We start from the raw sequence: 26,254 nt of genomic DNA on the forward strand, positions 1-26,254 counted from the left end.
AGCTATGTATACAATCGGACAAACCTCTGAGAAAACGGGATTCTCCCGGGATACACTGCGCTACTACGAAAAAGTCGGGCTCATCCCGCCGCCGTCAAGACTTGAAAACGGCAGAAGGGTATATACCGACGAAGACATCGAAACGCTTCTCCTCCTCTCAAGCCTGAAGTCCACGGGTCTATCCATAGAGGAGATGACCGATATCGTGAAGGCGAGAAAGATTGCCCTTCCCAATAGGGAGAAAAAAAACGATGAATACCGTAAGTCCGTACAGAAGAAAATTGCGATCCTTCATAGACACATCCATCTCATGGAGTTGCAGAAGCAGGAAATCGAGAAGATCATCCAGGCTAGCGAGGAAAAGATCAGGCACTATGAAGGATTGATAAAATAGTTTCTCTCCCAGATCCGCCACGATCGTTCAGACCACATTCTTAGGTTAATAATGGAAAATGAGCAAAATAGCCTGATAGGATTAGAAGGAATCATGGAAGAAGTGGTAGAATGAATGAAGATAGACCATCCCGCACTCGAAACCAGAGTGAGGACATGGAGAGGAGAGACTGAACCTGTGACGAAGAAAAAAAGTGAATCCCTGGAGTGGATCAAGGCACTGGCCATCGCCATCATCCTGGTGGTCATCGCCCGTTCCTTCCTTATCACCCCGATCGTGGTTGAAGGGGCATCCATGAATACGACCCTTCAGGATAAAGACCGGATGATCGTAACCAAGATCGGGGATCCGAAGCGATTCGATATCGTAGTGTTCCATGCCAATGAGCAGCAGGATTACATCAAGCGCGTCATCGGGCTGCCCGGTGATACGATCGAATTTAAAAATGACACACTTTACGTCAATGGCAAGGCCTATGATGAACCCTACCTCGACGATCAAAAAATGGCCAGGGCAGGCGACCTGACCGAACCGTTCAAGCTTGAAGATACGGCAGTCGGCCAAAAGACCGTCCCGGAAGGCACCGTCTTCGTCATGGGGGACAACCGCCAGAACAGCGAAGACAGCCGCATGATCGGAGCCATCCCGATGGATCAGATCGTGGGGAAAACGAACTTGATCTACTATCCGTTTAAGGATTTTAAGATTATTCATAACTGATGATCGTAGGAACCCTGAAAATCCCCCATGGGACATTCAGGGTTTTTTCTCATTTATCTTTGTGACATTCATACCAATAGCTTAATGGAGGAGATCAACTTGAGTAACCACTATATGATCTTTGATGTCCTATAAGTCGTCCATTTTGAAGTACTAAGATCCCTATAACCAGTGTTTAACTCATTACTATTTATGTTAACCTTATATATAATAATTGACATTACATACATAATGAGGAAACATGAACAGAGTTATACTCCCCCTCTTTTTGTATAGCTCCCATGTCACAAACGGAAGTTGTTAAAGTAGAAGAAATCATGAACCACTTATTTAGTACATATCCCCACATAAAAATAGATACCAAAGAGGAAAAATAGTTCAGGGATCACATTCTACTAAATGGGAGGGCCTAAGAATTGAGAAAAACCTTTGAAAATCCCATTACAAAAAAGAGATTATCCAATCTACAAAAATATGATCCTATTTACAAAACAATCGTTTTCATTGTTGTCCTTCTCGTTATTCCAATTTGTAGTGTAGTGTTTTTTTTAAATGACGATTTCACTGGGAAATTAAGAGCTTTCCTTATTATAGAAGGGATATTCATTCTCTTTATACCAATAATACCCAAGATAGATGGATTTGCTAAATTAAGAGCTTTGAAAAAGAGAGGCGTCACAACGTACCATGTTGAATTAGATTTTAAAAACGACAGAATATTTATCGGAGAAGGCCAAGTGGTATTGGACCCGCGTAATCGAATGCACATTGTCTCGACTGAAGACGAATATTATTTTTATTATGCGCTCGGAACAAACCATTATAAAAAATTTTCTCTTGCTAAGGACACTGAATCAATCGGGGAACTATTATCATTCTTTGACGTTCATTTCAAGCGGCTATCCATAAAGTATAAATGATCCTAACTCATTCGCTTCATACCTCACCGCCCTTCGCTAATGAAATGCTTCTCGACTTGGCAAACGAAAAAAACCGCCTTCCCATTAACGGAAAGGCGGTTTTTCGTATTCATCCATTCTTCAACGTTCGCTTCAAAAACTCCCTCGTACGCTCCTGCTTCGGATGGTTGAAGATCTGTTCCGGCGGGCCTTCTTCGGCGATGACGCCTTTGTCCATGAAGACGACGCGGTCTGATACTTCCTTGGCGAATTCCATTTCGTGCGTCACGATGAGCATGGTGAGGCCGGATCCGGCTAGCTCCTTCATGACCCTTAATACTTCGCCGACCATCTCAGGATCGAGTGCGGATGTCGGCTCATCGAAGAGCATGACATCGGGCTCCATGGAAAGGGCGCGCGCGATGGCGACACGCTGCTTCTGTCCCCCCGAGAGCTGTTTCGGGCTGGCGTTGACATATTGGCTCATGCCAACGACGTCCAAGTATTTCAAAGCAACTTTCTCCGCTTCCTCTTTGGAGCGCTTCAGCACCTTGACTTGGCCAACGACGCAGTTCTTCAAGACGTTGTGGTTGTTGAACAGGTTGAACTGCTGGAATACCATGCCCAGGTTTTGGCGGTATGAGAAGATATCATGCTTGCTGTCGAGGATGTTCTCCCCGTTGTAAATGATCTGGCCGCCGCTCGGCTTTTCCAACAGATTGATGCAGCGGAGAAGGGTGGATTTACCGGAACCGGAGGAACCGATGATGCTCACCACTTCCCCTTTTTTCACTGAAAAGTCGATGTCCTTGAGCACTTCATGGGTGCCGAAGGATTTGTTCAAATGCTGGATGTCTATGACGTTTTCCACAGGGATTCCTCCTTCTCCTTATTTGGCTTTCGCATCTACCATTGTATAGCTCTCCGGTCCGTCGAGCTTCTTCTCGAAGTGACGGAGGATCTTGGTCACGGCGAATGTCATGACGAAGTAAATCATACATGCGACGAAGAATGATTCGAAGTAACGGAAGTTGTTCCCTGCCACGGATTTGGTCAGGAAGTACAGCTCCGATACAGAGATGACATTCAGGACGGATGTATCTTTGATGTTGATGATAAAATGATTCCCCGTTGCCGGCAGGATATTACGGATGACCTGAGGCATGACGACATTCCACATCGTCTGCACATGGTTCATCCCGATGGCCTGGGCAGCCTCGAATTGCCCCTTGTCGATGGAGATGATCCCACCGCGGACGATTTCGGCCATATAGGCACCCGTATTGATGGAGACGACGATGAAAGCCGCCACCATGACGTTCATATCGAATCCGAAGGCCATGGCCGAACCGTAATAGATGACCATTGCCTGTACAATCATCGGCGTGCCCCGGAAGAATTCGATGTAGATGGATAATACGATGTTCACGACTTTGAGGATGACCTTCTTCGGTCCGCGTTCAGGGACAGGGATGGTCCGGATGACGCCTGCCAACAGGCCGATGGCGGCACCGATCACGGTACCGACAAAGGCGATCAACAAGGTCACACCCGCTCCTCGCAAGAACATGGCCCAGTTGTCTGTAATAATTCTGATGATCCACTCTAAGCTCATTGTTCTCCTCCTTCTTCATATTGCCTGACCGGCAACATGATTACTGTTCTGCAGGCTGGTTCTTGATGGCCTGATCCATGATCTCTGTACGTTCATCTTCTGAAATATCCTTCAATGCTTTATTGATTTCTTCCGTGAGGTCGCTTCCTTTTTCCACTCCTACAGCTACGGCCGTATCATCTTCTGATGTTTTGAACCCATCATTGAATTCAACCATGGCGAAATCGTCATTTGCTGTTGAAGCACTCACTGCTTCCGGACGTTCCGATACATATCCATCGATAATGCCTGATTGAAGGGCAACCCTCATGGCAGGGAAGTTATCCATGGCTGTTTCTTTGGAAACCCCTTTGATCTGATCGATCACAGAGTAGTGGAACGTGTTCAGCTGAGCTGTCACTTTTGCCCCTTTGAAGTCCTGGATCGACTTGGCTCCTTCAAATTTTCCGCCTTTTTTCACGACCATCACAAGATCGGATTTGTAGTAGTTATCAGAGAAGTCGATGGCTTTTTTACGCTCAGCTGTTGGGGACATCCCTGCGACAATGGCGTCGATCTTACCTGAGTTCAGGGCAGGAACGAGTCCGTCCCACTCTGTTTTCACAACAACGAGTTCTTTGCCCATTTTATCTGCAAGCTTTTTCGCCATTTCCACGTCATACCCGCCGGCATATTCCTTGCTTCCTTTGATTTTAACCGCTCCATTGGTGTCTGATTTCTGTGACCAGTTGAATGGTGCGTATCCTGCTTCAAGACCTACAGTGAATGTGTCTTTGTCTTCCGAACCTGAAGCCCCGCTTTTCCCGCAGCCTGCCAACATAACCAGTGCCGAAACCAACAATAATGCAAAGATCGTTGCTCTTTTTTTCATTCTTTTCGTCCCCCTATTTTTTGTAAATGCTTTTGGACAAACAAAAAACGGCCTGAGATCAACTCAGGCCGTAGTATACGAAGTCACCCATAAGTCCTCTCTATTCCCCAATGAGATAGCACAACTCAATAAACCGGGACGTTTATTGAGACAGTCCTGCAGCTCTTAACTGCAGACCCAGCAGGTCATACCGAGACATATGAACCCACTTCGGCGACATTTCCTTCTCCCTGACATCGACGCTTCTCGAGCTCCGCCAAGGACTGTTAAATATCGCACCTCTACCTCACTATTCATAGCGAGGTCTTATTAAATTTTCTCTAACAGTCTACAACTAAACCAGGAAACTGTCAATCCATTGAACTAGTTATTTTCCCGATTTCCAAAGATTACACCCGTTACCAAATCGACATCCACTCAGAAAGTCCCAGGTTTGATATACTATACTCAGACCATTTTTCAGTAAGGAGAGTGCCGGATTGGAGATCTATGTCGATTCCACCATCATTACAGCCCTGCTGTTCATCGGCTTCTTATTCACCCTAATCATGATCGGATCTTACGGATTTACCCACAAGCGGGATATGACCCTGAATATGTTCTTCCTGGCCAAATGTTGCCAGATCCTGGCGGTATCCTTAATGGTGTTCCGGGGCGATATTTCCGATGTGCTATCGATATGGTTGGCCAACATCGTTCTTTATACGGGGACATCTTTGGAAGTTGCAGCGCTAGTGAATCTTCAGGGCTATTTACGTCCTAAGATGAGGCTCATCTATATATATGTGACGATCGTCGGGATTATGGGCTTTTCCATCTTATTTATCTTTTACAATACAGAGTCTGTCCGCATCGCCTACTATTCGTTCCTGACGGCCATCCTCCTTTCACCGGTTTGTCTGGTCGGTTTCAGGAGTTCATCCCTTCTGATGAAGGTTGTGAGCCTGCTTTATGGAGTTGGCGTCATCTTCTCCATCGTCCGGGGATTCAGTTCATTTTTCATCCCAATCCAATCCTTTACCCTTTATAATCCCGGGGTCCTTCAATTGATTGTCCTGCTTTCTTTTTATGTTTTATCGAATTTGATGAATCTTGCCTTCCTTCTTCTGATGAAGGAAAAGGTCGACCAGGAACTCGTCATCTTGGCAAACCAGGATGATCTGACAGGAGTACTGAATAGACGGGCATTCACCAGAAGCGCAGAAGATCTTGTTCGTCACAACAAAAAAGGGTTGCAACACTCGTTCCTTCTCTTTGATGTCGATCATTTTAAACAGATCAACGATACATATGGTCACTTGGCAGGGGATCAAGTCCTTCAAGATATGACCACAACGATACAGGGTCAATTAACGGATAAGGACCTGTTTGGACGATATGGTGGAGATGAATTCGCCATCTTGCTTGTTGATAAAGGGATAGAGGCCTCAAATCGTTTTACTGAACAATTGATTTCTTCTCTCCACTCAACCAAGAGCATCGTCCCATATCAAGTCAGTATAGGCATCACCACCTTCGAGACCTCAACCTTGGAAGAGCTTTATGCCTGTTGTGATGAAGCCTTGTATGAAGCAAAAAAAGCGGGCCGTAATCAATTCAAGAGATGGTGACGGGCGGATACCTCCTCGTGACATCAGTCCCCAGGTGTGACATAATAGTGTTTAAATATGCAACAGATTAGGAGTATGTCGGACATGAAAGCTCTCTTAATAGCACCTTATAGCGGAATGGCTGAAGTCAGCAAGCAGCTTGACCTCCCTCCAGACGTGAAGATGGACGTCACTGTCGCCAACCTCGAGGAGGGAGCTGACTTTGCACGTCAAACGATGCTGGAGGAGTACGATATCATCATCAGCCGCGGGGGTACGGCACTTGCAATCGAACAGGTTGCTTCCCTACCGGTGATCCATATTCAAATATCAGGCTACGATATGCTACGCGTCTTTACGCTGATTAAAAACATCGGAAAGAAAGTCGCGCTAGTCGGATTTGCGTCTGTTACACAAGGGGCCGCAACTCTTTGCAATATCCTTGAATACGACATTGAAGTAAAGACCATTGCCAACAGGACGGAAGTGAAGCCACTCCTCGAATCCCTCAAGGAAGCCGGTTATGAATCCATCATAGGGGATGTGGTAACCGTGCAAGCAGCCGAATCCATGGGCCTTCATGGAGTGCTTATCACTTCAGGAAAAGAGGCATTGATCCAAGCAGTTGAGGAAGGAAGACGTACTTTCCAGCTTTCCAAAAAGGTAAGGCATAATTACGATATCTTCCATCAGCTTTTTCATGAATTCCCTTACCCAACTGCCGTAATCGGAAAAGACCTCCTGATTCATGAGCGAAATGCGGCTTACCGTGCGTATCTTGATGACAATGCCTTAACCCAATCAACCATTAAACTCCCACTGGAAGATGTGTTGAGTACAGGAAAGAACCAGTGGTTGAAACTTGAACACGGGAACCATTTTTTAGTGGTTCAACTTTTCAAACTCACGGATACGAAAGCCGGAATGATGTGCTTTGTCAGAGGAAACCCATCCGACAGGAAGCCGATATCGATCGATATTGGACCGAATGCCTCTCCAATAATAGGAGAAAGCCTCTATTCACGGGATCTGGCTAGACAATTGAAACGACTGAGCTCAATGCCACTCTCCATCATCGGTGATAAAGGAACAGGCAAATCGACGGTGGCAGAAAACATTCACCACCAACGATTTGGGCACGCCGCTCCTCTAATCAGCATCGACGCCGCTTTGCTCGATGAACATGCTTTGAGCGAATTGAAACAAATCCTTTTGCCTATCCAGGCAGGGAGCATTGTGGTTCTAAACCAGGATAAAAGCCAGCACGTGGAAGAATTCACGAGTTTGTTGACATCCTATTCTCATCGTGTGCAGGTCATATTTATCCAGGAAGATGCCGGGCAGGATGTAACGATCGAAACGCAAAGTATCCACTTAGCCCCATTATCAAGACGAAAAGAGGACATTCCGGTCTTCGCCCATTATTTCTTAACGGCCTTACATGCTCAAAACGGAAGTGAAACCGTAGGGATAAAGCCTGAAGCCATGACCTTGTTGAAGGAATATGGTTGGCCCGGGAATCTCCATGAACTGAAGCAAGCAATCCATGAATTGGCACAGAAAGCCGACGGATATTATATAGAAAAAGCACAAACAGAAATGTTGCTATCATGCAAAAAAGCATCGATTCATTCCACATCAGTCGACGGGACACTCAGACAAATCGAAAAAAGGATTATAGAAACGGTTTTAGCTGAGGAAAACGGGAATCAATCCCGCGCTTCGAAGCGTCTGGGTATTAATCGATCTACATTGTGGAGAAAACTGAATGAAGAGAATTGAAGAGCCATCGGGGCTCTTCTTTTTTGTTTCACTTTGCAACAATAATGATTAAATAAAAATAAATATATTATTAGTGTTGCAAAATTAGATACAAAGTTCTATTATGTAAATTGTAAGCGGTTTATCGAGAGATTATTCACGACATACACATAAGGGGATGTTAAAATGAAGATCAAATCAACCTTAAACCGAATCCCAGGTGGGTTGATGGTTGTACCTTTGTTGCTTTCTGCAACAATCAACACCATCGCTCCAGATCTGCTGAGGATCGGGAACTTCACACAAGCATTGTTCGTAGACGGTGCCGGTACGCTTATCGCTTTATTTCTATTATGTACCGGCGCACAGATCAACGTCAGGAATGTAGGGGTCAGTCTTGGAAAAGGAGCAGTGCTGTTATCCGTAAAATGGCTAGTAGGGGCGGCAGTTGGATTGCTAGCCTATATGTTTGCTGGTGAGAATGGACTTTGGCTGGGGTTGGCACCTATTGCCGTCATTGCCTCCATGACGAATAGTAACGGTGGACTTTATATGGCGCTTGTTGGCCAATACGGAGATAAGACGGACAGGGCGGCATACTCATTGCTTGCGTTGAATGACGGACCCTTCCTTACAATGGTAGCGCTCTCTATCTTCGGAGCCATGGGCTTTGTGGACGGATTATTCTCTGTCACTGCATTCATTTCGGTCCTGCTTCCCATCATCATCGGAATGATCTTGGGTAATCTCGATGGAGAAATGAGAGATTTCCTTAATACCGGTAGCTCTATGCTGATTCCGTTCTTCGCCTTTGCATTAGGGATGGGAATCAACTTCAAGGCTATTGTCGAAGGCGGATTATCAGGGGTTGCACTCGGGCTCATGACGGTATTCATAACAGGGACTGCAGGGTACTTGGTGTTCAAAGCACTGAAATGGAATCCGATTGCAGGAGCTGCTGAAGGGTCTACTGCGGGTAACGCCGTTGCAACGCCGGCGGCAATAGCAGCCGCCAGTGCAGGATTTGCAGCCAATGTGGAAATCGCGACCGTGCAAGTTGCAGCTTCCGTCGTGACGACAGCTGTCCTCCTGCCACTTTATATAGCGTTCCTAGTGAAACGCCTGGAGAAAAAAGGGGTACGGTTACCGGAGGACTACTCAACAGATGAAAAAGCAGCATCGTAGAAAATGAGATTCAAATGAGGGATTACACTATGGAAAAATGGATCGCAATCGTAGCAGATGATCTGACGGGGGCAAACGACAGCGGGGTTCAGTTGACGGAAAAAGGGGTACCTACCTCCGTCCTGTTTGACCTTCCGGATCATTCTCAAACGCTTGACCAAGGTATTGTCATTGACACGAACGGACGCGCACTTCTTAGAGAAGAAGCCTATAAAAAAACAAAAGAGGCAGCGCAGTTTATTAAAGAAGCAGGTTATCGGACGATCTATAAAAAAATGGATTCTACTTTACGCGGACATATCGGCACCGAATTAAAGGCCATGAAAGACGTCTTTCAACCGGAATTCGTATTCATATCCCCGGCTTTCCCGGCCCTTCACCGTACAACAAAGGATGGAATCCATTACATCAAAGATCAGCGAGTATCAGACACTGAAATCTCACGGGACCCTAAGCATCCCGTGAAAGAATCTTCCATTCCGACATTGATTGAAAACGAGATTGGAGAAAAAGTCGGCCTACTAAAGAAAACAGCGCTAATAAATAGAGAAACGTTTGAACAAATCGTCAGGTCCTTTCAATCTCAAGGGATATGCTACTTGGTTTGTGATGCGGAAACGGAAGAAGACCTCAAACTGTTCTCCAAATGGATGCTGCAGCTATCATCAAAGGTGATCTGGGCAGGTTCAGCAGGACTGGCAGAGGTATTACCAGACGTACTTCAATTACATTCTATACCGGCAGAACGGACGATCACTCCTTCTGAACAAGTGGTCATCGTATGCGGAAGCCTATCGCTCACCACGCAAAAACAGGTGCGGACAGCTGCTGCCAAAGATGATGTGATCGGGGTAGAAGTAGATACACTGAAAATCTTCTCACCTCTTTGGGTGGAGGCTCAACAAGTCTATCTCTATCAGTGCAAGTCGGCCATTGAAGAGGGTAAGCACGTTGCAATCTTTGTGCCTTCGAACGTTGAAATCAGGGAGAAGGTTAAGCAGGCTGGAGAGTCCCTCGGATTTTCGTCCTATCAAATAGGAGAAGAAATCTCCACCGCACTGGCCGAAATCGTCCGGGCCCTTGCAAACGCCTATCACCACCTAAACAGCTTTGTGTTAACTGGAGGGGATACGGCGAAAGAAACTGCTAAACAATTGGGCGGCAATGGAATAAGGCTGATCAAGCAGCTTGAACCCGGAATCCCGGTGGGTCAGTTAATCGGGGCGTCTAGGCCCTTGACTGTCGTAACAAAAGCAGGGGCATTCGGAGATGATGATTCAATCTACCGAGCTGCCTGTGAATTGAAGGGAGATATCGTATATGAGTAAGAAACCAATCGTCGGCATCACAATGGGGGATGGGGCTGGTGTGGGCCCGGAAATCATCATTAAGAGCCTCCAGCACCAACATCTATATGAACAGGCTCACCCCATCGTCATCGGGGATGCTTCAAGACTGGATAAAGCGAATGAAATCCTTGGCAATAAAGTAAAAATCGTACGCTTGGAGGATACAGACGCATTCGATACAACCGAGCACGGAACCGTTCATTGCCTGGATCTGCACCTGCTGCCTGAGGACCTTCCATTCGGAAAAGTGTCGGCTGAAGCCGGAAACGCAGCTTTTCATTATCTTAAGAAAGCAATCGAATTAGCCAATCAGCAGAAAATCAGTGCGATCTGCACGGCACCATTAAATAAAGAAGCTCTCCATAAAGGAGGGCATCAGTATCCTGGCCATACAGAGATTCTGGCAGAGTTGACAGGTACAGCCGATTTCTCCATGATGCTATCGTCACCTAAATTGAAAGTGATCCATGTGACCACTCATGTCGGCCTGTTGGATGCAATCAATATGATCGAACCGGATCGGGTACTGAGGGTTATCAAACTGGCGCACGACACCCTTTCCAAATCAGGAGTGGCAGCTCCGAAGATCGGTGTGTGCGGAATCAACCCTCATGCTGGCGAAAATGGACTATTCGGTTATGGAGAAGAAGAAGAGAAAATCATTCCCGCAATCGAACGTGCCCAAGGAGACGGGATTAACGTAGAAGGCCCTCTCCCAGCGGACACACTTTTCTTCCGTGCCCAAAGGGGCGACTTCGACATCGTCGTCGCCATGTATCATGACCAGGGCCACGGACCGATCAAAGTTCTCGGATTAGAATCAGGTGTCAACATCACCGTCGGACTCCCGATCATCCGGACAAGCGTTGATCACGGAACGGCGTTTGATATTGCCGGCAAAGGAATCGCCGACGAAGGCAGCATGCTGGAAGCCCTTCATCAGGCAATTGAACTTGCACCTAAGTAAACACCATTGTTGGACCTCGACATTCTCGAGGTCCATTTTATTTACAGAGCAGACAGTTTATTCGCTTCATCACCTGAAGTTCGATACAATAAAAAAATCTGAACCAAAGGAGTGGTACCATGCAATCGATTAAAGGAAAAGTAGCGTTGATCACAGGAGCAGGTCGCGGTATCGGCCGCGCGACGGCGGAAGCCTTCGCCAAAGAAGGGGTCCACGTAGGACTTGTGGGACGCACTATTGAGAACCTCGAGAAAGCAGCAGACGAATTGAAGCAGTATGATGTCAATGTGTCCTTTGCGGCTGCTGACGTAGCAGATCTAGATGGCATCACAAAAGCAGTGGAATCGATCCGAGCTGAACTCGGTCCCATTGATATCCTCGTAAACAATGCAGGAATCTCTAAATTCGGCGGCTTCATGGAGCTCACACCGGATGAATGGACGAACATCATCGATGTCAACGTCAAAGGCGTATACTATACGACACGCGCCGTGCTTCCGGAAATGATCGAGCGCAACACCGGAGATATTATCAATATCTCCTCTACAGCAGGTCAAAAAGGGGCACCGGTCACAAGCGCATACTCTGCTTCCAAAGCGGCCGTCATCGGGTTGAGCGAATCCCTCATGATGGAAGTACGCAAAAAGAATATCCGCGTGACGACCCTGACACCTAGCACCGTGGCGACCGATATGGCCGTGGACTTGAAGCTGACTGACGGAAACCCGGATAAGGTCATGCAGGCAGAAGACATGGCGGACCTCATGGTGGCACAGCTCAAACTCCACCCCCGCGTGGTACTGAAGCATGCCGGACTGTGGTCGAATAATCCATAATCGCATTCCCATAGACAAGCAGGACCCGCCGAGCAAAATGGCGGGTCCTTTTTCTATATAACTCCTCAACAACCTTCGATCACCCAACGCTTCCAATAAGAGGATCACCCGTCACAGAAATGTCCCACATCCTTTACAATTGCACAAAAACCCTTAAAACCCCCTCAACATTCCGGTGGTTAAATGAAGCTAAGCTTACATTGGGAGGTAGTCAACCATGAAAAAACGCGTGTCCATCGGCCTATCCATCACACTTCTTGCTTCTGGAGCAACCTCTGCGTTCGCTTCCGAGCATCATGCTCATCCACATCAGAAACAGATCAAGAACGTCGAGTTCCAATCAATGAACGCACCGACCACCATTGAAGACATGGTCAAAACCTATACGGAAGCTTCCGTTAAAGTAACGTATAAAGATGGCAGCGTGGAAGAAACGCCGCTCAATTATAATCAGCTATTCCTATCTAAAGATAAGATCGTGGATAACAAAGGGGAGATGATTGCCGCCGGCACCCCGATCGATGCAAATGGTAACCCGATCATCGACCGGAGCGTACCCGATCAACCGTCACCTTACGTTTCAGACGCACCGGACTCAAATAGTTTCATCACCATCAATGGCAAATCCTATATCATTTCTCACTATGAATATGATTCCGTAGACAATGCAGGGGAAGAGATCTCCGGCTTACCAGCATCGATGACCTTGACCCAAGTGGAGAAAGACGAGAAAACAGGTGAATTGACCGTCAATCATGCAAAGAAAATCGATTTTGCCAACGTGAACGGTCTATGGACACCATGTAATGGCTCCACAACCGAATGGGGAACCCACCTTGGTTCCGAAGAGTATGAGCCTGACGCAAGGGCATTTGAAGAAGATCCTTCATCGGATGCACATAAAGACGTGACAAGCTTCGCTGAGCGCTACTTCGGTGATGCATCGAAAGCCAATCCGTATTTCTATGGATGGATTCCAGAAATTTCCGTGGACGATAACGGTGAAGCCTCGGTCGTGAAGCATTACAGCACGGGTCGCTTCTCTCATGAAATGATGCAGGTCCTTCCTGATAACAAGACCGCCCTCTTCGGAGATGACGGAAACAACACGATGATGTTCATGTATGTCGCAGACAAAGAGAAGGATTTCTCTGCCGGAACGCTGTATGCGGCCAAGTTCAAACAAAAAAGCGGTGAAAATGGCGGCAAGGGCGATCTTCAATGGATCAAGCTCGGCCACTCCACGGATGATGAGGTCAAATCCATCATCGACAAAGGTGTGACGTTCAGCGACATCTTTGAAACATCTGAAGAGCCTAGAGAAGGATTCACAGCCGTGAAGACTGCGGCAAGCAAGAAAGTCGAATACCTGAAAGTGAAACCAGGCATGGAAAAAGCAGCGGCATTCCTTGAGTCCCGCCGTTACGGGGCCATCCTCGGTGCCACCAGCGAGTTCAATAAGATGGAAGGCCTGAGCGTGAACAAGAAGGACAAGAAAGCCTATATGGCCATCTCTTACCAAAACAGTGCCATGCTGAAACAACCGGATGCCGTCCAGGATGACATCCAGCTGCCTCACCTCGAGTCCGGAGTCACGTACCAGCTCAACATGGCTGCCGGTCAAAAAGACCAGTCCAAAGGGAAGATCGACAGTCGCTATGTGCCTGCCAGCATGGAAGGTCTCGTCATCGGTAAAGACCTTGAAAAGGCCGATGCATACGGAAATACGGCGGATTCCGATAAAATCGCCAATCCGGACAACCTGACGTACTCAGAAGATATGAATACCCTCTTCATCGGTGAAGATAGTGACATGCATACGAATAACTTCGTCTGGGCTTACAACGTGAAGACGAAGAAGCTCTCCCGCATCCTATCTGTTCCGGTGGGAGCTGAAGCAACAGGACTGCGTGCCGTCGAAAACATCGAGAACTCCCGCTATTTGCTGAGCAACTACCAGCATCCAGGGGAAAAACTCGGTAAGAAAGACATCACAGCCGTTGATAAAGAAGCACTGGAAAAAGCCATGCGCGACAGCATCGGAATCCAGGAAACAGGTGGCGTCGGCTATGTATCCGGCCTTCCTTCCAATGAAGGACCACAGCATAAGAAACAGTAAACAGAAGAAAATCCGAACGATGATTCAAATCGTTCGGATTTTTTCTCTCTATTACCAATGATAAGCATGACTCTATCCCGTTACCGACAGCGGTAATGATTCAAGGGTTTGTTGCAAGCAAGCATTCTCAATCATCCCTTGCTAATTTTCAAATTGGCCCGGGACCCTTTCGTTTTGCAGATAAGCGGATTCCCAGATTATACAATCGTATCATTAGAAATCCCATGCCGTGTAATGCTAAAATATAAAGGGTCATCCCGTATAAAACCCTTCGATTTAGGCAAAATCAGAAGATGGGGAGATTTTTTCACCGGAAGTGCCACTTTTCCTTTGACAAATAACCCAATGTATATAATAATGAGTATTGAATTAGAATTATTACAATTAACCAAGGAGGAATTTCGATATGTCATTAATCGGAACTGAAGTTCTACCATTTACTGCACAAGCTTATCACAAAGGTGATTTCGTAGAGGTCACTGAAGAAAACTTCAAAGGTAAATGGAGCGTAGTCTGCTTCTACCCTGCAGATTTCACATTCGTATGCCCTACTGAACTTGGCGACCTACAAGATCAATATGCTACGCTTAAAGATTTAGGCGTTGAAGTATACTCCGTTTCTACAGATACACATTTCACTCATAAAGCATGGCATGACCATTCAGATACAATCAACAAAATCGAGTACGTGATGATTGGTGACCCTTCACAAAAAATCTCACGCAACTTCGACGTATTGGACGAAGAAGAAGGACTTGCTGACCGCGGTACATTCATCATCGATCCAGACGGCGTGATTCAAACAGTTGAAATCAATGCCGGCGGTATCGGACGTGACGCAAGCTCACTCGTAAACAAAATCAAAGCAGCACAATATGTGCGTAAAAACCCAGGTGAAGTTTGCCCGGCTAAATGGGAAGAAGGAAGCGAAACCCTTACACCAGGACTTGACCTAGTAGGTAAAATCTAAGGAGTTCGATTACATGTTGGATGCAAATATCAAAGCACAGCTAGAACAGTATCTTCAAATGTTAGAGAGCGATATTTTGCTCAAGGTGAGTGCTGGAGAAGACAAGGTATCGCAAGACATGCTCTCATTGGTGGATCAGCTTGCGACCATGTCTCCCCGCATCAAAGTGGAGAACACTGAACTGGAACGCACACCAAGCTTCAGCGTCAATCGCATAGGCGAAGATACCGGCATCACATTTGCCGGCGTCCCGCTGGGGCACGAGTTCACTTCATTGGTCCTTGCTTTGCTGCAAGTGAGCGGCAGGGCACCGAAAGTCGATCAAACCGTGATCGACCAGATCAAAAATGTGAAGGGTGAATACCACTTCGAGTCGTATATCAGCCTCACATGCCACAACTGCCCTGATGTCGTACAGGCCCTAAACATCATGAGTCTCCTCAATGACGGAATCTCTCATACGATGATTGACGGCGCTGCGTTCAAAGATGAAGTCGAAAGCAAAGAAATCATGGCGGTCCCGACTGTATTCCTGAATGGTGAAGAGTTCGGAAGCGGTCGTATGACCCTTGAAGAAATGCTGAACAAAATGGGTAGCGGCCCTGATGCAGCTGAATTCGCCGATAAAGATCCATATGATGTCCTCGTAGTCGGTGGCGGTCCCGCTGGTGCAAGTGCTGCGATCTACGCGGCGCGTAAAGGTATTCGCACCGGACTTGTAGCCGAGCGCTTTGGTGGACAGGTGATGGACACCCTCGGCATCGAGAACTTCATCAGCATGACCAAGACGGAAGGTCCGAAACTTGTCGCAAGCCTCGAAGAACACGTGAAGGATTACAACATCGACGTGATGAACCTTCAGCGTGCCAAGGGCCTCGAGAAGAAAGACCTCGTCGAATTGGAACTTGAAAACGGTGCGGTCCTCAGGAGTAAGACCGTCATCCTTTCAACAGGTGCCCGCTGGCGTAACGTCGGCGTCCCTGGCGAAGCAGAATTCAAGAACAAAGGGGTAGCTTACTGCCCTCACTGTGACGGACCATTGTTCGAAGGAAAAGATGTAGCGGTCATCGGCGGAGGAAACTCCGGCGTCGAAGCAGCCATCGATCTTGCAGGGATCGTCAAGCATGTGACCGTCCTTGAATTCATGCCTGAGCTGAAAGCCGATGCTGTACTGCAGGAACGCCTCAACAGCCTTCCAAACGTCACGGTCGTGAAAAACGCCCAGACGAAAGAGATCACGGGTACCGACAAGGTGAACGGGATCACGTACATCGATCGTGCGACAGAAGAAGAGCATCACGTGGAACTTGCCGGCGTATTCGTTCAGATCGGTCTTGTACCGAACACGGAATGGCTCGGTGACTCCCTTGAGAAAACACGCATGGGTGAGATCGTTGTCGATAAGCACGGTGCAACCAGCATGCCTGGTGTCTTCGCTGCCGGAGACTGCACGGACAGTGCCTACAAGCAGATCATCATCTCCATGGGATCAGGTGCCACCGCATCACTTGGTGCGTTTGATTACATGATCCGGAACTAACAATAAAAAGGTCACTTGCCTAAGAGCAAGTGACCTTTTTTGTGCGTGTTGAAAGGAATCTTATTTCGCTTCCTTCAACGCTTTGTCCGACACATAGAAGTCCTTTCCGTTATAAACCGTCACTCCATCGAGGGTCTTCGTTTTGGACTTTTTCTTATCCGTCACCGTGACGATATTTTTGTTCGCAGGCATTTCAATTTTCTTCTTATTCTTCTCGGCTACAAATACAGGATTGTTCTCATCCGTCACGTCAATACGGGTTTTGTAGCCTTTTTTCTCAAAGGATTCCCGTGCATTGACGAATAATTTGTCCGTTGTCTTCTCCAGGTTCACACCCATGAAATCAGCCATCTTCTTCGGCAGGTCGGTGTTCTCTACCATTCCGTATGGTCTGGACGGTCCGTAGGCGTACAGGAATACATCCTCACCCGTGTGCCCGCCTGTGGTGAAGCCAAGGTTCGCACGGCTTGCAAGCATTTTGGAAAGGTCTCCGTTCAGGTTCTTCGATGCCTTCAGGGCTTCAATCTCTTCCTTCGTGAGGTTATCCAGCCCATAGAGAGCGGCGACCTGCTTCATATTCGAGCGATCGGCTTTGAGCTTACCTGTCGCACCTTCAAGGGTCATGCTCGCCTTTTTCAACGGATCGATATAGGCTGAAACCGGTGTGCTCGGATAGCTTGCGTTCGTATTGACATTCCCCATCGTGATGCCGCTGTTCCCGTGATCGGATACGGCTATGACCATGGTGTTTCCGTCTTTTTTGGCAAATTCCAGCGCTTCATTGACCGCGTCATCGAATGCAAGCACATCCCCGATCATGCCGATTGGATCATTGGCGTGGGCCGCCCAGTCGACTTTGCTTCCCTCTACGAAGAGGAAGAACCCTTCTTTATTCTTGGACAGGGTATCGATCCCTTTCTTCGTCATCTCGGCAAGTGTTGGTTCGTTTTTGCGCGTCTTCTCACGGTCGATATCATACGCCATGGCAGAAGGGGCAAACGCTCCCCAAAGCTTCTCAGAGTTGGACTTCATGAGGTCTTTGCGTGTTTCTACAACGTCATAACCCCTCGAATCAATCACCTTCAGCAGATCTTCGCCATCCTCTCGGCCCTGCGGTGTCAGGGATTCCTTCCCGCCGCCAAGAACGACATCGATTCCTTGATACACCTGCTGTTCGGCAATGTCATTATAGTTGCTGCGATGTGGGGCGTGGGAGGAGAAGCCGGCCGGAGTCGCATGCTGAATTTCGGAGGTAGAGATGATCCCGGTGGACTTCCCATCAAGTTTGGCTGCTTCGAGTACGTTGGCAACAGGCCGTAATTGGTCTTCCTCTTTGATCTGTTCCACTCCCGGAGAACTGACCACTTTAGGCAGAAGGCCCACGACCTTATCATTGCTTTTATTCCCTGTTGCAAGAGCGGTGGCTGCGGGTGCTGAATCCGTAATCGCCGACTCTGCTGAATAGGTACGGACGCCGCCTATGGCAATCTCATCCATAGCCAAGTCCTCACCCTTGTACCAACGGGCGAGTGATGTTGCCCCGGCACTTGTCCCATCCATGACCATCATGATCACGTTGGTCGGTTCCTTTTTCTTGTCCTTAGCTTCCACCTCTGTTTTCACTGACCCTGCAAAGCCCAGTGATGAAAAGGCCAGAGCTGCGGCCAATGATAGGCCGGTCACCTTTTTCGATCCCATTCGTCCCATTCCAATCTCCTCCTCTATGATCCATCTTCACATTTATACTAGAAGGCATATGTAAAATGGGACAAGTGATAATGTAATTATTTTGTAAATGTGTTTGGTTGCCCAATTGGTCCGCTTATTACCTATGGCACAGATGCAGGCACTTCATTTCATAAAACAGCCCCGCACGCACGTGTACGGGGCTGTTTTTATGATGAAAGTGAAGCTTTCTGCCTGATCCGATAGACTGCAAACAGGATGACGAACCATATCGGTGTCAACAAGAGAGCAGGCCTTGTCTCATCGGCAAACAACATGATGACGAGTATCGCAGCGAATAGTGCCAACACAAGATAATTCACCAGCGGGGTGAACGGTGCTTTGAAGCTCGACTTCTCATGGAGATCAGGACGCTTCCTTCGGTACAAAATATGACAAACGAGAATGATGCCCCACACCCAGATGAAGCAGATGGCACTGATCGTCGTGACGATCCCAAAGGCCTGATCCGGGATGAGCTTGCTGAGCAACGCACCTACCGATACCACCACAGTGGAGACCAATAGCGCATGACTGGGGACATGGTTCCGGTTTAATCTTCCCAATCGGGCCGGCGCCTGTTTTCCCTTACTAAGATTGAAAAGGATCCGGCTCGTAGAGAACATCCCGCTGTTGCAGGCGGAAGCCGCCGATGTGAGAACCACGAAGTTGATGATCCCGGCGGCCAAGGGAACCCCGATCAGACCGAATGTCTTCACAAACGGGCTCTCTGTCGCCGTCAGCTCCATCCAGGGATTGATGCACAGCAGGATGATGATGGCACCTACGTAAAAGAAGAGGATCCTCAGGGGAATCTTATTGATGGCAGACGGAATATTCTTCTGCGGATTGGACGTTTCCGCCGCCGATACCCCGATAAGTTCCACACCGACATAGGCAAAGATCACCATCTGAAGGGAGAGAAGGAAACCACTCATCCCATTGGGGAAGAAACCGCCATTCTCCCATAAGTTCGTCACGGTCACCGGTCCAGCATCCGTATTGAACCCGATGACAAGCAGGACCACGCCCACTGCAATGAGGGCAAGGATCGTAATGACCTTGATCAGGGCGAACCAAAATTCCAGTTCACCGAACAGCTTGACCGTCAGAAGATTGAACCCAAGGAGAATAACAAGACAGATAAGGGCCGGGATCCACTGGGGGATGTCAAACCAATAGTTTACGTATACGCCGACGGCGATCACATCGGCCATTGCCGTCATGATCCAGCAAAACCAATACGTCCAGCCCGTGACAAACGAAGCCCAGGACCCAAGATAGTCCTCCGCTATATCGGTGATGGATTGATACCCTGCTTTCGAAAGCAATAGCTCACCGAGTGCCCTCATGACGAAAAACAGGGCAATCCCAACGAGTAAATACGCAAAGATGATGGAAGGACCCGCCGACTGAATCGCCTTACCGGAACCCAGGAAAAGCCCGGTTCCTATCGTACCCCCGATCGCGATCAGCTGTACATGGCGATTGGAAAGATCCCTCTTTAACTCTTGTTGTGCCAAAACAAACTCCTCCTCAACATGTTCCACGTGAAACGAAAATAAAAAAAGAGATTGGAAGCATCCAATCTCTCAGTCGAAAAGAATATCAAATATAGATTTCCCCTCGTTCGGAAAATCCATACCCGGTACCCTTCTGTCCTTTTGCCTGAGATTGTGAACCCTTCGGCGCCGCTTGAATAGCGGTCTCTCCAGAAGCTGCTCCTGCTGTAGTGTGACCCACAGCGATCGTAGCTTGATATTATTATGTTTGAATAGTTATATATTGTAGACCCGTTGAATGGATTTGTCAAAGGAAGTTCCTCCTTGTGCAGAAGCCACGCAGCTGTTTCCTCCAGATGCTGTCGGTCACTTGGTTGAGCTCTCCAGATCGACCAAATCTTTTTTTATTTATAGTATTGACAGTGATAATCATTCTCATTATTATAAAGCTTAGAAATGCACTCATACCATACGGGGGAATACATATGTTGGATTCGCTTTTTCTTTCATTTCGTGAAGGCCTGGAAGCGGCCTTGATCATCGGCATTATTTTGGCAACGCTCTCACAGCTGAACCGGAAGCATCTTGCCAAGGTTGTCGGATTCGGTACCATTGCAGGCGTGATCGGCAGTTTGATCCTGGGCTGGGGTCTATTCACGTTTGCACAAAGCATCTCCCATGAAGCAGAAGAAATCATGGAGGCCGTCATGCGGATCGCGGCAGCAGGCTTGATTGCCTACTTCATCCTTTGGCTCCACCGCAATCAGCAGGTTGCAGGCAAAATCAAAGGGCAAACGGAGAAGTCTTCTACTTCCAAAATCGGTTTATTCTTATTGGCCTTCCTTTCCGTCATCCGCGAAGGCATGGAGCTCATGGTATTCAACATGACCAAGATCTCAGAAAGCGCCGGTACCGTGGCTCTCGGTAGCATCATCGGAATCGTAGCGGCTGCACTCGTTGCATTCGTGATCTTCAAGACGACAATCAAGCTTAACCTCTCCCTGATCTTCAAAGCATTGGGGCTCATCCTCGTCTTCCTTGGCGGAGAAATGTTTGCAGAAGGCATCGTGGAGCTCTTGGAGACTCACTCTGAAGCAATGGAGATTCTATTCTTGGCCGTCTTCATCGTTCCGGCATTGTTTATCCTCCTGAAGGATGATGTGGCGAGATTCAGACGAACGGCATAACAAAAAGAATCCCATCTCAATCGAGATGGGATCTTTTTATTACTAGACGATCAGTATTCCAACAGAGATCAAGATGGAGCAAGCCCCCATGATGAATGTACCCTGGGTGATCCACGTGGAAAGATTGGATTTGAATGCCTGGAAATCATGATCTTTCTGGATCAGGTCATCAGCCCGCTCCATGGATCGCGACCGCCTGATCATCCGCTCGCCGATGATCTTAAATCCCTCCACGATAGGCGAGAGAAACCCTGTCTTCATGATCATCGCACTGACACCCAGGATCAAAAGGCAGAGACCGATCAGAAAGGCAGAGTCGGCTAAATCAGCCCTGGATCCCAGCTTTAATCCGATAGCAGCCACCCATCCTGAAACGGTGACCATCGCAAGCCCCATCTTCCATTTCATCAAGAATCTCCCCTTCTCATCCTTACGCTCTCCATCCACATCAGGATCAGAGAACAGGCGTTGTTATTCTGATACTTTCTCCGCCCACTTCAAGTACGGATAACGGTTGACCGGATACACGATGTCCTTGAAGTTCTGTGCGGTCATATAGTTATTCGTATAGTGATAGATCGGGTTGAAAGGCAGGTCTTCCATGAGTACTTCTTCTGCCTGATGAAGGAGATCGTAGCGTTTCGCTGTATCCTGCTCCACTTTTGCGTCTGCCATCAGCTTGTCGTACTTGTCATTGACCCAGTTGGTACGGTTGTTCGGGCTGTCCCCGAGGTAGTAGTCAAGGATGACGACCGGATCCACCAGGACCCCGATCCACCCCATGCGGGCCATCTGGAAGTTCTTCTGCTGGGTCGTATCTAGATAGGTCTTCCATTCCTGATTGGAAAGCTTGATATCGACGCCAAGATTCTTCTTGTACATGGACTGGACGGCTTCTGCGATCTTCTTGTGATTCTCGGATGTGTTATACGTGAGGGTCACAGCCGGCAGCTCGCTCCAGCCTTCCTCTTTCATGCCTTCTTCCAAGAGCTTTTTCGCTTCTTCGACATTCGATTCGAAATAGGCTCCTCCCTGCTCACGGAAGTCGCCATCGCCTGTATCAACGCCGCCCGGTACAAAGGCATAAGCAGGTGTTTCACCAGCTTTTGTGACGTTTTTCGTGAGGGACTCGCGGTCGACGGCAAGGGTGAAAGCACGACGGATCTTTTCATTGGTGAACGGTTCCTTGTCCACATTGAACATATACATATACGTTCCGAAGTATGGTACTTCACTATATTCCTTGGAATCCTTCTCCTGGGCTACCACATCAGACGGAAGGGTCTGGATCAAATCCAATTCCTTTGTTTTGAACATCTGATAGTAGGTGGTAGCATCATTGACCATCTTGTAGGTGACTTTATCAAGATTGACGACTTTGTTATCCCAGTATTCCTTATTCTTCTCAATGACCACTTCACTATCATGCATCCAGTTCGTGAGCTTGAACGGCCCGTTGCTCACATATGTGTCTGCGCCTGCCGCCCAGTTTTTATTTTCTTCGACGGTATCCTTCTTCACAGGATAGAACGTCCACATGGTCAATAGTTCATCGAAGTAGCTGAGGGGAGCTTCGAGATCCACAACAAGCGTTTTTTCATCTTTCGCTGTTACGCCTACATCTTCCACTTTCCCTTTACCCTTGTTATAATCCTCGGCACCTTTTAGGTAATAAAGGTAAAATGCGAACGAACTTCCCGTATCAGGGTTCAGCACGCGTTTCCATGCATATTCGAAATCTTCTGCCGTGACATTGCTGCCGTCGGACCATTTGGCATCGTCACGGATCGTGAAGGTATAGGTTTTCCCGTCTTCTGATACATCGGCTTTACTGGCCGTTCCAAGGACCGGCTTCCCTTCTTTGTCCTTCGTATACAGTCCTTCGAATACATGGTCCATCACCCATCCGGATGTAGTGTCGGTGGCAAGGGCCGGGTCGAGATCAGGCGGCTCACTCATGGCATTGACTGTGATTTCCTGTGCGACTTTTCCATCGGCTCCGCTTCCTGACTCCTTGCTGCTGCAACCCGCGGCCACTAGGGCGAGGGATGTGACCAAAAGCAAACTCTGTGTCCATTTTTTCATCGGGGTTCCTCCTTCAACATTTTAATATAGATGACACGCTGTCCAGTGATTCTCTTCAACTTCCTTCCACTCCGGTACCTGCTGCGCGCAAATCTCTGTCGCATGGGGGCAACGGGTCCTGAACCGGCAGCCGCTCGGCGGGTTCACCGGGCTCGGGGGATCCCCTTCAATGACAATCTTTTCTCTTTTCGCTGCAGTTGGATTCGCAACGGGGATGGCTGAAAGCAGAGCCTTTGTATAGGGATGAAGAGGATTGCGAAACAGTTCATCACTGTCTGCAAGCTCCATCATACGGCCGAGATACATGACCCCGATACGGTCGCTGATATGCTTCACCATGCCAAGATCATGGGCAATGAAGAGATAGGTGAGCTCCTCTTCCTGCTTCAGATCCTCCAAGAGGTTGATCACCTGAGCCTGGATGGAGACATCGAGGGCGGAAATCGGTTCATCTGCGACGATGAATTTTGGTTCTACGGCCAGGGCGCGGGCAATGCCGATCCGCTGACGCTGTCCACCACTGAATTCATGAGGGTATCTCTTGGCGTGCTCTGGCTTCAGGCCGACCTTTTCAAGGAGCTCATACACCCTTTCCTGACGGGCTTTTCCCCTTGCCAACCGATGGGCATCAATCCCCTCGGCAATGATATCCCCTACCCTCATGCGGGGATTAAGGGAGGCGTGGGGATCCTGAAAGATCACCTGGATCTCCCGGTTGGCCCGCTTCTTCTCTTTCTTATCGAGCTTGGTCATATCACGACCGTTATAATGAATCGTTCCTGACGTCGGCCCCTCAAGACCTACGATCGTCTTCCCGAGGGTGGACTTCCCGCTTCCACTTTCCCCGACGAGTCCAAACGTTTCACCTTTCTTGATCTGGATGGAGATATCATCGACCGATTTGACGACGGCTCCCTTTCCGATTGGATAATGCTTCTTCAGCTTGTCTACTTCTATGATGTGGGTCATCACTCTTCCCTCCCTGCGCTGACAAGTTCCGTGAGTGCCGGGGTCCTTGGATCGTTCAGCCAGCACTTCGCTTCATGGCCTTCCCCGATGGCAAAAGCCGGGGGCATCTCCTCGACACACACTTCCATGGCATACTTGCAGCGGGGAGCAAACGGACATCCCTTCGGCGGAGAGAATAGGTCAGGCGGTGTACCTTCAATCGGGACAAGCCGCTCCTTTTCTACTGCCTCAATATCCGGGATCGACTCCAGCAGCCCCCATGTGTATGGATGCTTCGGACGATGGAACAGCTCTTCGACAGTGGCCGTCTCCACGATCAGCCCACCGTACATGACGGCTACACGCTCAGCCGTTTCGGCCACGACGCCAAGGTCATGTGTGATGAGGATGATCGATGTACCCATGTCTTCCTTCAATCCTTTCATAAGATCAAGGACCTGGGCCTGGATGGTCACATCAAGGGCCGTGGTCGGTTCATCGGCAATCAGGATTTCAGGATGACAGGCAAGGGCGATGGCAATCATGATCCGCTGCCTCATCCCACCGCTGAATTCGTGGGGATACTGTTCATAGCGTTCTGCAGGGTTCGGAATGCCGACCTTCCTGATCATCTCGACAGCCCGCTTCTTCGCTTCATCCCGTTTGACGCTCTGATGGGTGATGATGCTTTCCTCGATCTGCTTCCCGACCTTCATCGTCGGATTCAGGGACGTCATGGGATCCTGGAAGACCATGCTGATCCGGGATCCTTTGACCTTCTGCATCTCCCGTTTGGAAAGCTTCAGGAGGTCCCTCCCGTCAAACAACACTTCCCCTTGCTTGATCCGTCCCGGGGGAGTGGGGATGAGCCCCATGACGGCCTGCACCGTCACACTCTTCCCGCTTCCACTCTCCCCGACGATGGCGAGGATCTCTCCTTTATTCACATGGAAGGATACGTCCCGCACGGCCTGGACCTCGCCTCCGTATGTTTTAAAACCGACTTCCAGATGGTTGACTTCAAGTAGACGTTCCATCCTGTTCACCTCCTTATTTATTCGATTTAGGGTCAAGTGCGTCCTGAAGACCGTCGCCAAATGCATTGAATGCGAACATGGTGAGGGAAATCATCAAGCCAGGGAAGAATAGACGCCACCACTGACCGCTGAGGATGACACCAAGTGAATCGTTTGCCATTGTCCCCCAGCTTGCGAAAGGAGCCTGGACACCGAGTCCGAGGAAGCTCAGGAACGATTCGGCAAAGATGGCCTGCGGGATCGTGAACGTCAAGTTGACAATGATGATACCGGCTGTGTTCGGGATCAGATGCCGCCAGATGATCTTCGAATGGGAGGTGCCCAGCTTTTCAGCGGCGAGGACATACTCCTGCGACTTCAGCTGGAGGATCTGTCCCCGGATGATCCTCGCCATCCCCACCCAGCCTGTGACGGAAAGGGCGATGATGATGGACGTGATGCCCGGTTCCATGATGACCATGAGGAGGATGACAATGAGCAGGTAAGGTATTCCGTATAAAATCTCCACGATCCGCATCAGGATGCTGTCGATGCGGTCACCGACCTTGCCGCGTCCTGCCATGTAACCGGAGATCCCTCCGATGGTCACCCCGAGGATGATATCGATCGCAGCGGCAATCAGCCCGATCGTAAGGGAGACACGTGCCCCGTACCAGGTTCGAGACCACACATCCCGTCCAAGGTCGTCCGTACCGAACCAGTGATCACCGTTCGGAGCGATATTCGTTTTCTCAAGATCCTGTCCTGCTGGGTCATACGGTACAAGATGGGGCCCGAAGATACCTAATAGAATGATGACGAATAGAAGCGATAGCCCCAATATGGACATCTTGTTCTTGATCACATTCAGGAGCATTTCCTTCCACACGCTCATGCTCGGGCGTTCGGCTGCTTCCTGTTCTGTTTTGTTGGATAATGGACGGAATAGGGAGTCGTCGACTCGTTTGGCTTCCAT

23 protein-coding genes and 2 riboswitches are annotated in these 26,254 nt (G+C 48.6%); of the genes, 13 read left to right on the forward strand and 10 right to left on the reverse strand.

Annotated elements, in window-relative coordinates:
* Positions 1-4 precede the first annotated feature (4 nt).
* The 3 genes from D5E69_RS22120 to D5E69_RS22130 all read left to right on the forward strand — a co-directional run bounded on the left by D5E69_RS22120 (position 5) and on the right by D5E69_RS22130 (position 2,034).
* Positions 5-394, forward strand: coding sequence for a MerR family transcriptional regulator (locus tag D5E69_RS22120; RefSeq protein WP_053073072.1), 390 nt, complete (start codon positions 5-7; stop codon positions 392-394).
* A gap of 177 nt (positions 395-571) precedes the next feature.
* Positions 572-1,114 (forward strand): signal peptidase I, encoded by a 543-nt coding sequence (lepB, locus tag D5E69_RS22125; protein ID WP_048013926.1) that lies wholly within the window; start codon positions 572-574, stop codon positions 1,112-1,114.
* 416 nt (positions 1,115-1,530) lie between these two features.
* Complete coding sequence (locus tag D5E69_RS22130) at positions 1,531-2,034, forward strand: hypothetical protein (RefSeq protein WP_053429840.1); 504 nt, start codon at positions 1,531-1,533, stop codon at positions 2,032-2,034.
* A gap of 109 nt (positions 2,035-2,143) precedes the next feature.
* Here the strand turns inward: D5E69_RS22130 and D5E69_RS22135 are convergent, their stop codons facing one another.
* From D5E69_RS22135 to D5E69_RS22145, 3 genes are read right to left on the reverse strand one after another with little or no spacing between them, the layout of a single operon-like run.
* Positions 2,144-2,884 (reverse strand): amino acid ABC transporter ATP-binding protein, encoded by a 741-nt coding sequence (locus D5E69_RS22135; protein ID WP_159130271.1) that lies wholly within the window; start codon positions 2,882-2,884, stop codon positions 2,144-2,146.
* 18 nt (positions 2,885-2,902) lie between these two features.
* Positions 2,903-3,628, reverse strand: coding sequence for an amino acid ABC transporter permease (locus D5E69_RS22140; RefSeq protein ID WP_048013924.1), 726 nt, complete (start codon positions 3,626-3,628; stop codon positions 2,903-2,905).
* Between the two features lie 40 nt (positions 3,629-3,668).
* A complete protein-coding gene (locus D5E69_RS22145) occupies positions 3,669-4,499 on the reverse strand; it encodes a transporter substrate-binding domain-containing protein (RefSeq protein ID WP_048013923.1) in 831 nt (276 codons plus the stop codon).
* A 108-nt stretch (positions 4,500-4,607) separates the two neighbouring features.
* A riboswitch (Lysine riboswitch) is annotated at positions 4,608-4,791 on the reverse strand.
* A 187-nt stretch (positions 4,792-4,978) separates the two neighbouring features.
* Between D5E69_RS22145 and D5E69_RS22150 the strand changes: the two genes are divergently transcribed.
* The 9 genes from D5E69_RS22150 to ahpF all read left to right on the forward strand — a co-directional run bounded on the left by D5E69_RS22150 (position 4,979) and on the right by ahpF (position 16,815).
* A complete protein-coding gene (locus D5E69_RS22150; protein WP_048004651.1) occupies positions 4,979-6,109 on the forward strand; it encodes a GGDEF domain-containing protein in 1,131 nt (376 codons plus the stop codon).
* Positions 6,110-6,193: 84 nt separating this feature from the next.
* Positions 6,194-7,870 carry a sigma-54-dependent transcriptional regulator gene (locus tag D5E69_RS22155; protein WP_159130272.1) on the forward strand — a complete coding sequence of 559 codons (1,677 nt, stop codon included), beginning with the start codon at positions 6,194-6,196 and terminating at the stop codon, positions 7,868-7,870.
* A 165-nt stretch (positions 7,871-8,035) separates the two neighbouring features.
* A complete protein-coding gene (locus D5E69_RS22160) occupies positions 8,036-9,034 on the forward strand; it encodes a 2-keto-3-deoxygluconate permease (protein ID WP_159130273.1) in 999 nt (332 codons plus the stop codon).
* Positions 9,035-9,063: 29 nt separating this feature from the next.
* Complete coding sequence (locus D5E69_RS22165; protein ID WP_159130274.1) at positions 9,064-10,362, forward strand: four-carbon acid sugar kinase family protein; 1,299 nt, start codon at positions 9,064-9,066, stop codon at positions 10,360-10,362.
* On the forward strand, positions 10,355-11,350 hold the full coding sequence (pdxA, locus tag D5E69_RS22170; RefSeq protein ID WP_048004647.1) for a 4-hydroxythreonine-4-phosphate dehydrogenase PdxA: 996 nt from the start codon (positions 10,355-10,357) through the stop codon (positions 11,348-11,350). Before D5E69_RS22165 ends, pdxA begins: the two co-directional genes overlap by 8 nt.
* A 119-nt stretch (positions 11,351-11,469) precedes the next feature.
* The gene (locus tag D5E69_RS22175) at positions 11,470-12,186 is read left to right on the forward strand and encodes a 3-ketoacyl-ACP reductase (RefSeq protein ID WP_048015783.1); all 717 of its coding nucleotides are present in this window, start codon (positions 11,470-11,472) and stop codon (positions 12,184-12,186) included.
* A 217-nt stretch (positions 12,187-12,403) separates the two neighbouring features.
* Positions 12,404-14,305 (forward strand): PhoX family protein, encoded by a 1,902-nt coding sequence (locus D5E69_RS22180; protein ID WP_148794372.1) that lies wholly within the window; start codon positions 12,404-12,406, stop codon positions 14,303-14,305.
* Positions 14,306-14,711: 406 nt separating this feature from the next.
* Complete coding sequence (ahpC, locus tag D5E69_RS22185; protein ID WP_048004644.1) at positions 14,712-15,275, forward strand: alkyl hydroperoxide reductase subunit C; 564 nt, start codon at positions 14,712-14,714, stop codon at positions 15,273-15,275.
* A gap of 13 nt (positions 15,276-15,288) precedes the next feature.
* Positions 15,289-16,815 (forward strand): alkyl hydroperoxide reductase subunit F, encoded by a 1,527-nt coding sequence (gene ahpF / locus D5E69_RS22190; RefSeq protein ID WP_159130275.1) that lies wholly within the window; start codon positions 15,289-15,291, stop codon positions 16,813-16,815.
* A gap of 60 nt (positions 16,816-16,875) precedes the next feature.
* Here the strand turns inward: ahpF and D5E69_RS22195 are convergent, their stop codons facing one another.
* Together D5E69_RS22195 and D5E69_RS22200 are read right to left on the reverse strand one after the other, a co-directional pair.
* Positions 16,876-18,513, reverse strand: coding sequence for an alkaline phosphatase (locus D5E69_RS22195; RefSeq protein ID WP_159130397.1), 1,638 nt, complete (start codon positions 18,511-18,513; stop codon positions 16,876-16,878).
* Between the two features lie 197 nt (positions 18,514-18,710).
* Positions 18,711-20,063: an amino acid permease gene (locus tag D5E69_RS22200; RefSeq protein ID WP_159130276.1), complete on the reverse strand. Its 1,353-nt coding sequence runs from the start codon at positions 20,061-20,063 to the stop codon at positions 18,711-18,713.
* A gap of 123 nt (positions 20,064-20,186) precedes the next feature.
* A riboswitch (glycine riboswitch) is annotated at positions 20,187-20,265 on the reverse strand.
* 262 nt (positions 20,266-20,527) lie between these two features.
* Here D5E69_RS22200 and D5E69_RS22205 point away from each other — a divergent pair.
* Positions 20,528-21,229, forward strand: coding sequence for an FTR1 family iron permease (locus D5E69_RS22205; protein ID WP_159130277.1), 702 nt, complete (start codon positions 20,528-20,530; stop codon positions 21,227-21,229).
* 42 nt (positions 21,230-21,271) lie between these two features.
* Here the strand turns inward: D5E69_RS22205 and D5E69_RS22210 are convergent, their stop codons facing one another.
* The 5 genes from D5E69_RS22210 to D5E69_RS22230 all read right to left on the reverse strand — a co-directional run bounded on the left by D5E69_RS22210 (position 21,272) and on the right by D5E69_RS22230 (position 26,254).
* On the reverse strand, positions 21,272-21,637 hold the full coding sequence (locus D5E69_RS22210) for a DUF3899 domain-containing protein (RefSeq protein ID WP_048013918.1): 366 nt from the start codon (positions 21,635-21,637) through the stop codon (positions 21,272-21,274).
* Positions 21,638-21,700: 63 nt separating this feature from the next.
* Positions 21,701-23,314, reverse strand: coding sequence for a peptide ABC transporter substrate-binding protein (locus tag D5E69_RS22215; protein WP_159130278.1), 1,614 nt, complete (start codon positions 23,312-23,314; stop codon positions 21,701-21,703).
* A gap of 21 nt (positions 23,315-23,335) precedes the next feature.
* Entirely contained in the window at positions 23,336-24,283 is a 948-nt protein-coding gene (locus D5E69_RS22220) for an ABC transporter ATP-binding protein (protein ID WP_048013916.1), read from the reverse strand.
* Entirely contained in the window at positions 24,283-25,299 is a 1,017-nt protein-coding gene (locus tag D5E69_RS22225) for an ABC transporter ATP-binding protein (protein ID WP_148794358.1), read from the reverse strand. The genes D5E69_RS22220 and D5E69_RS22225 overlap by 1 nt, the downstream gene beginning before the upstream one ends.
* 13 nt (positions 25,300-25,312) lie before the next feature.
* Positions 25,313-26,254 carry an ABC transporter permease gene (locus D5E69_RS22230; protein WP_048004636.1) on the reverse strand — a complete coding sequence of 314 codons (942 nt, stop codon included), beginning with the start codon at positions 26,252-26,254 and terminating at the stop codon, positions 25,313-25,315.

Source organism: Rossellomorea marisflavi (assembly GCF_009806575.1).
GTDB classification, from domain to species: domain Bacteria; phylum Bacillota; class Bacilli; order Bacillales; family Bacillaceae_B; genus Rossellomorea; species Rossellomorea marisflavi_A.

Excerpts from the sequence above, each read along its gene's own strand:
- D5E69_RS22210 (WP_048013918.1), bottom strand. The coding sequence starts at position 21,637 with ATGAAATGGAAGATGGGGCTTGCGATGGTCACCGTTTCAGGATGGGTG.
- ahpC (WP_048004644.1), top strand. The coding sequence starts at position 14,712 with ATGTCATTAATCGGAACTGAAGTTCTACCATTTACTGCACAAGCTTAT.
- D5E69_RS22205 (WP_159130277.1), top strand. The coding sequence starts at position 20,528 with ATGTTGGATTCGCTTTTTCTTTCATTTCGTGAAGGCCTGGAAGCGGCC.
- D5E69_RS22225 (WP_148794358.1), bottom strand. The coding sequence starts at position 25,299 with ATGGAACGTCTACTTGAAGTCAACCATCTGGAAGTCGGTTTTAAAACA.
- pdxA (WP_048004647.1), top strand. The coding sequence starts at position 10,355 with ATGAGTAAGAAACCAATCGTCGGCATCACAATGGGGGATGGGGCTGGT.
- D5E69_RS22180 (WP_148794372.1), top strand. The coding sequence starts at position 12,404 with ATGAAAAAACGCGTGTCCATCGGCCTATCCATCACACTTCTTGCTTCT.
- D5E69_RS22165 (WP_159130274.1), top strand. The coding sequence starts at position 9,064 with ATGGAAAAATGGATCGCAATCGTAGCAGATGATCTGACGGGGGCAAAC.
- D5E69_RS22195 (WP_159130397.1), bottom strand. The coding sequence starts at position 18,513 with ATGGGATCGAAAAAGGTGACCGGCCTATCATTGGCCGCAGCTCTGGCC.
- D5E69_RS22160 (WP_159130273.1), top strand. The coding sequence starts at position 8,036 with ATGAAGATCAAATCAACCTTAAACCGAATCCCAGGTGGGTTGATGGTT.
- ahpF (WP_159130275.1), top strand. The coding sequence starts at position 15,289 with ATGTTGGATGCAAATATCAAAGCACAGCTAGAACAGTATCTTCAAATG.
- D5E69_RS22145 (WP_048013923.1), bottom strand. The coding sequence starts at position 4,499 with ATGAAAAAAAGAGCAACGATCTTTGCATTATTGTTGGTTTCGGCACTG.
- D5E69_RS22120 (WP_053073072.1), top strand. The coding sequence starts at position 5 with ATGTATACAATCGGACAAACCTCTGAGAAAACGGGATTCTCCCGGGAT.
- D5E69_RS22175 (WP_048015783.1), top strand. The coding sequence starts at position 11,470 with ATGCAATCGATTAAAGGAAAAGTAGCGTTGATCACAGGAGCAGGTCGC.
- D5E69_RS22220 (WP_048013916.1), bottom strand. The coding sequence starts at position 24,283 with ATGACCCACATCATAGAAGTAGACAAGCTGAAGAAGCATTATCCAATC.
- D5E69_RS22230 (WP_048004636.1), bottom strand. The coding sequence starts at position 26,254 with ATGGAAGCCAAACGAGTCGACGACTCCCTATTCCGTCCATTATCCAAC.
- D5E69_RS22155 (WP_159130272.1), top strand. The coding sequence starts at position 6,194 with ATGAAAGCTCTCTTAATAGCACCTTATAGCGGAATGGCTGAAGTCAGC.
- D5E69_RS22215 (WP_159130278.1), bottom strand. The coding sequence starts at position 23,314 with ATGAAAAAATGGACACAGAGTTTGCTTTTGGTCACATCCCTCGCCCTA.
- D5E69_RS22140 (WP_048013924.1), bottom strand. The coding sequence starts at position 3,628 with ATGAGCTTAGAGTGGATCATCAGAATTATTACAGACAACTGGGCCATG.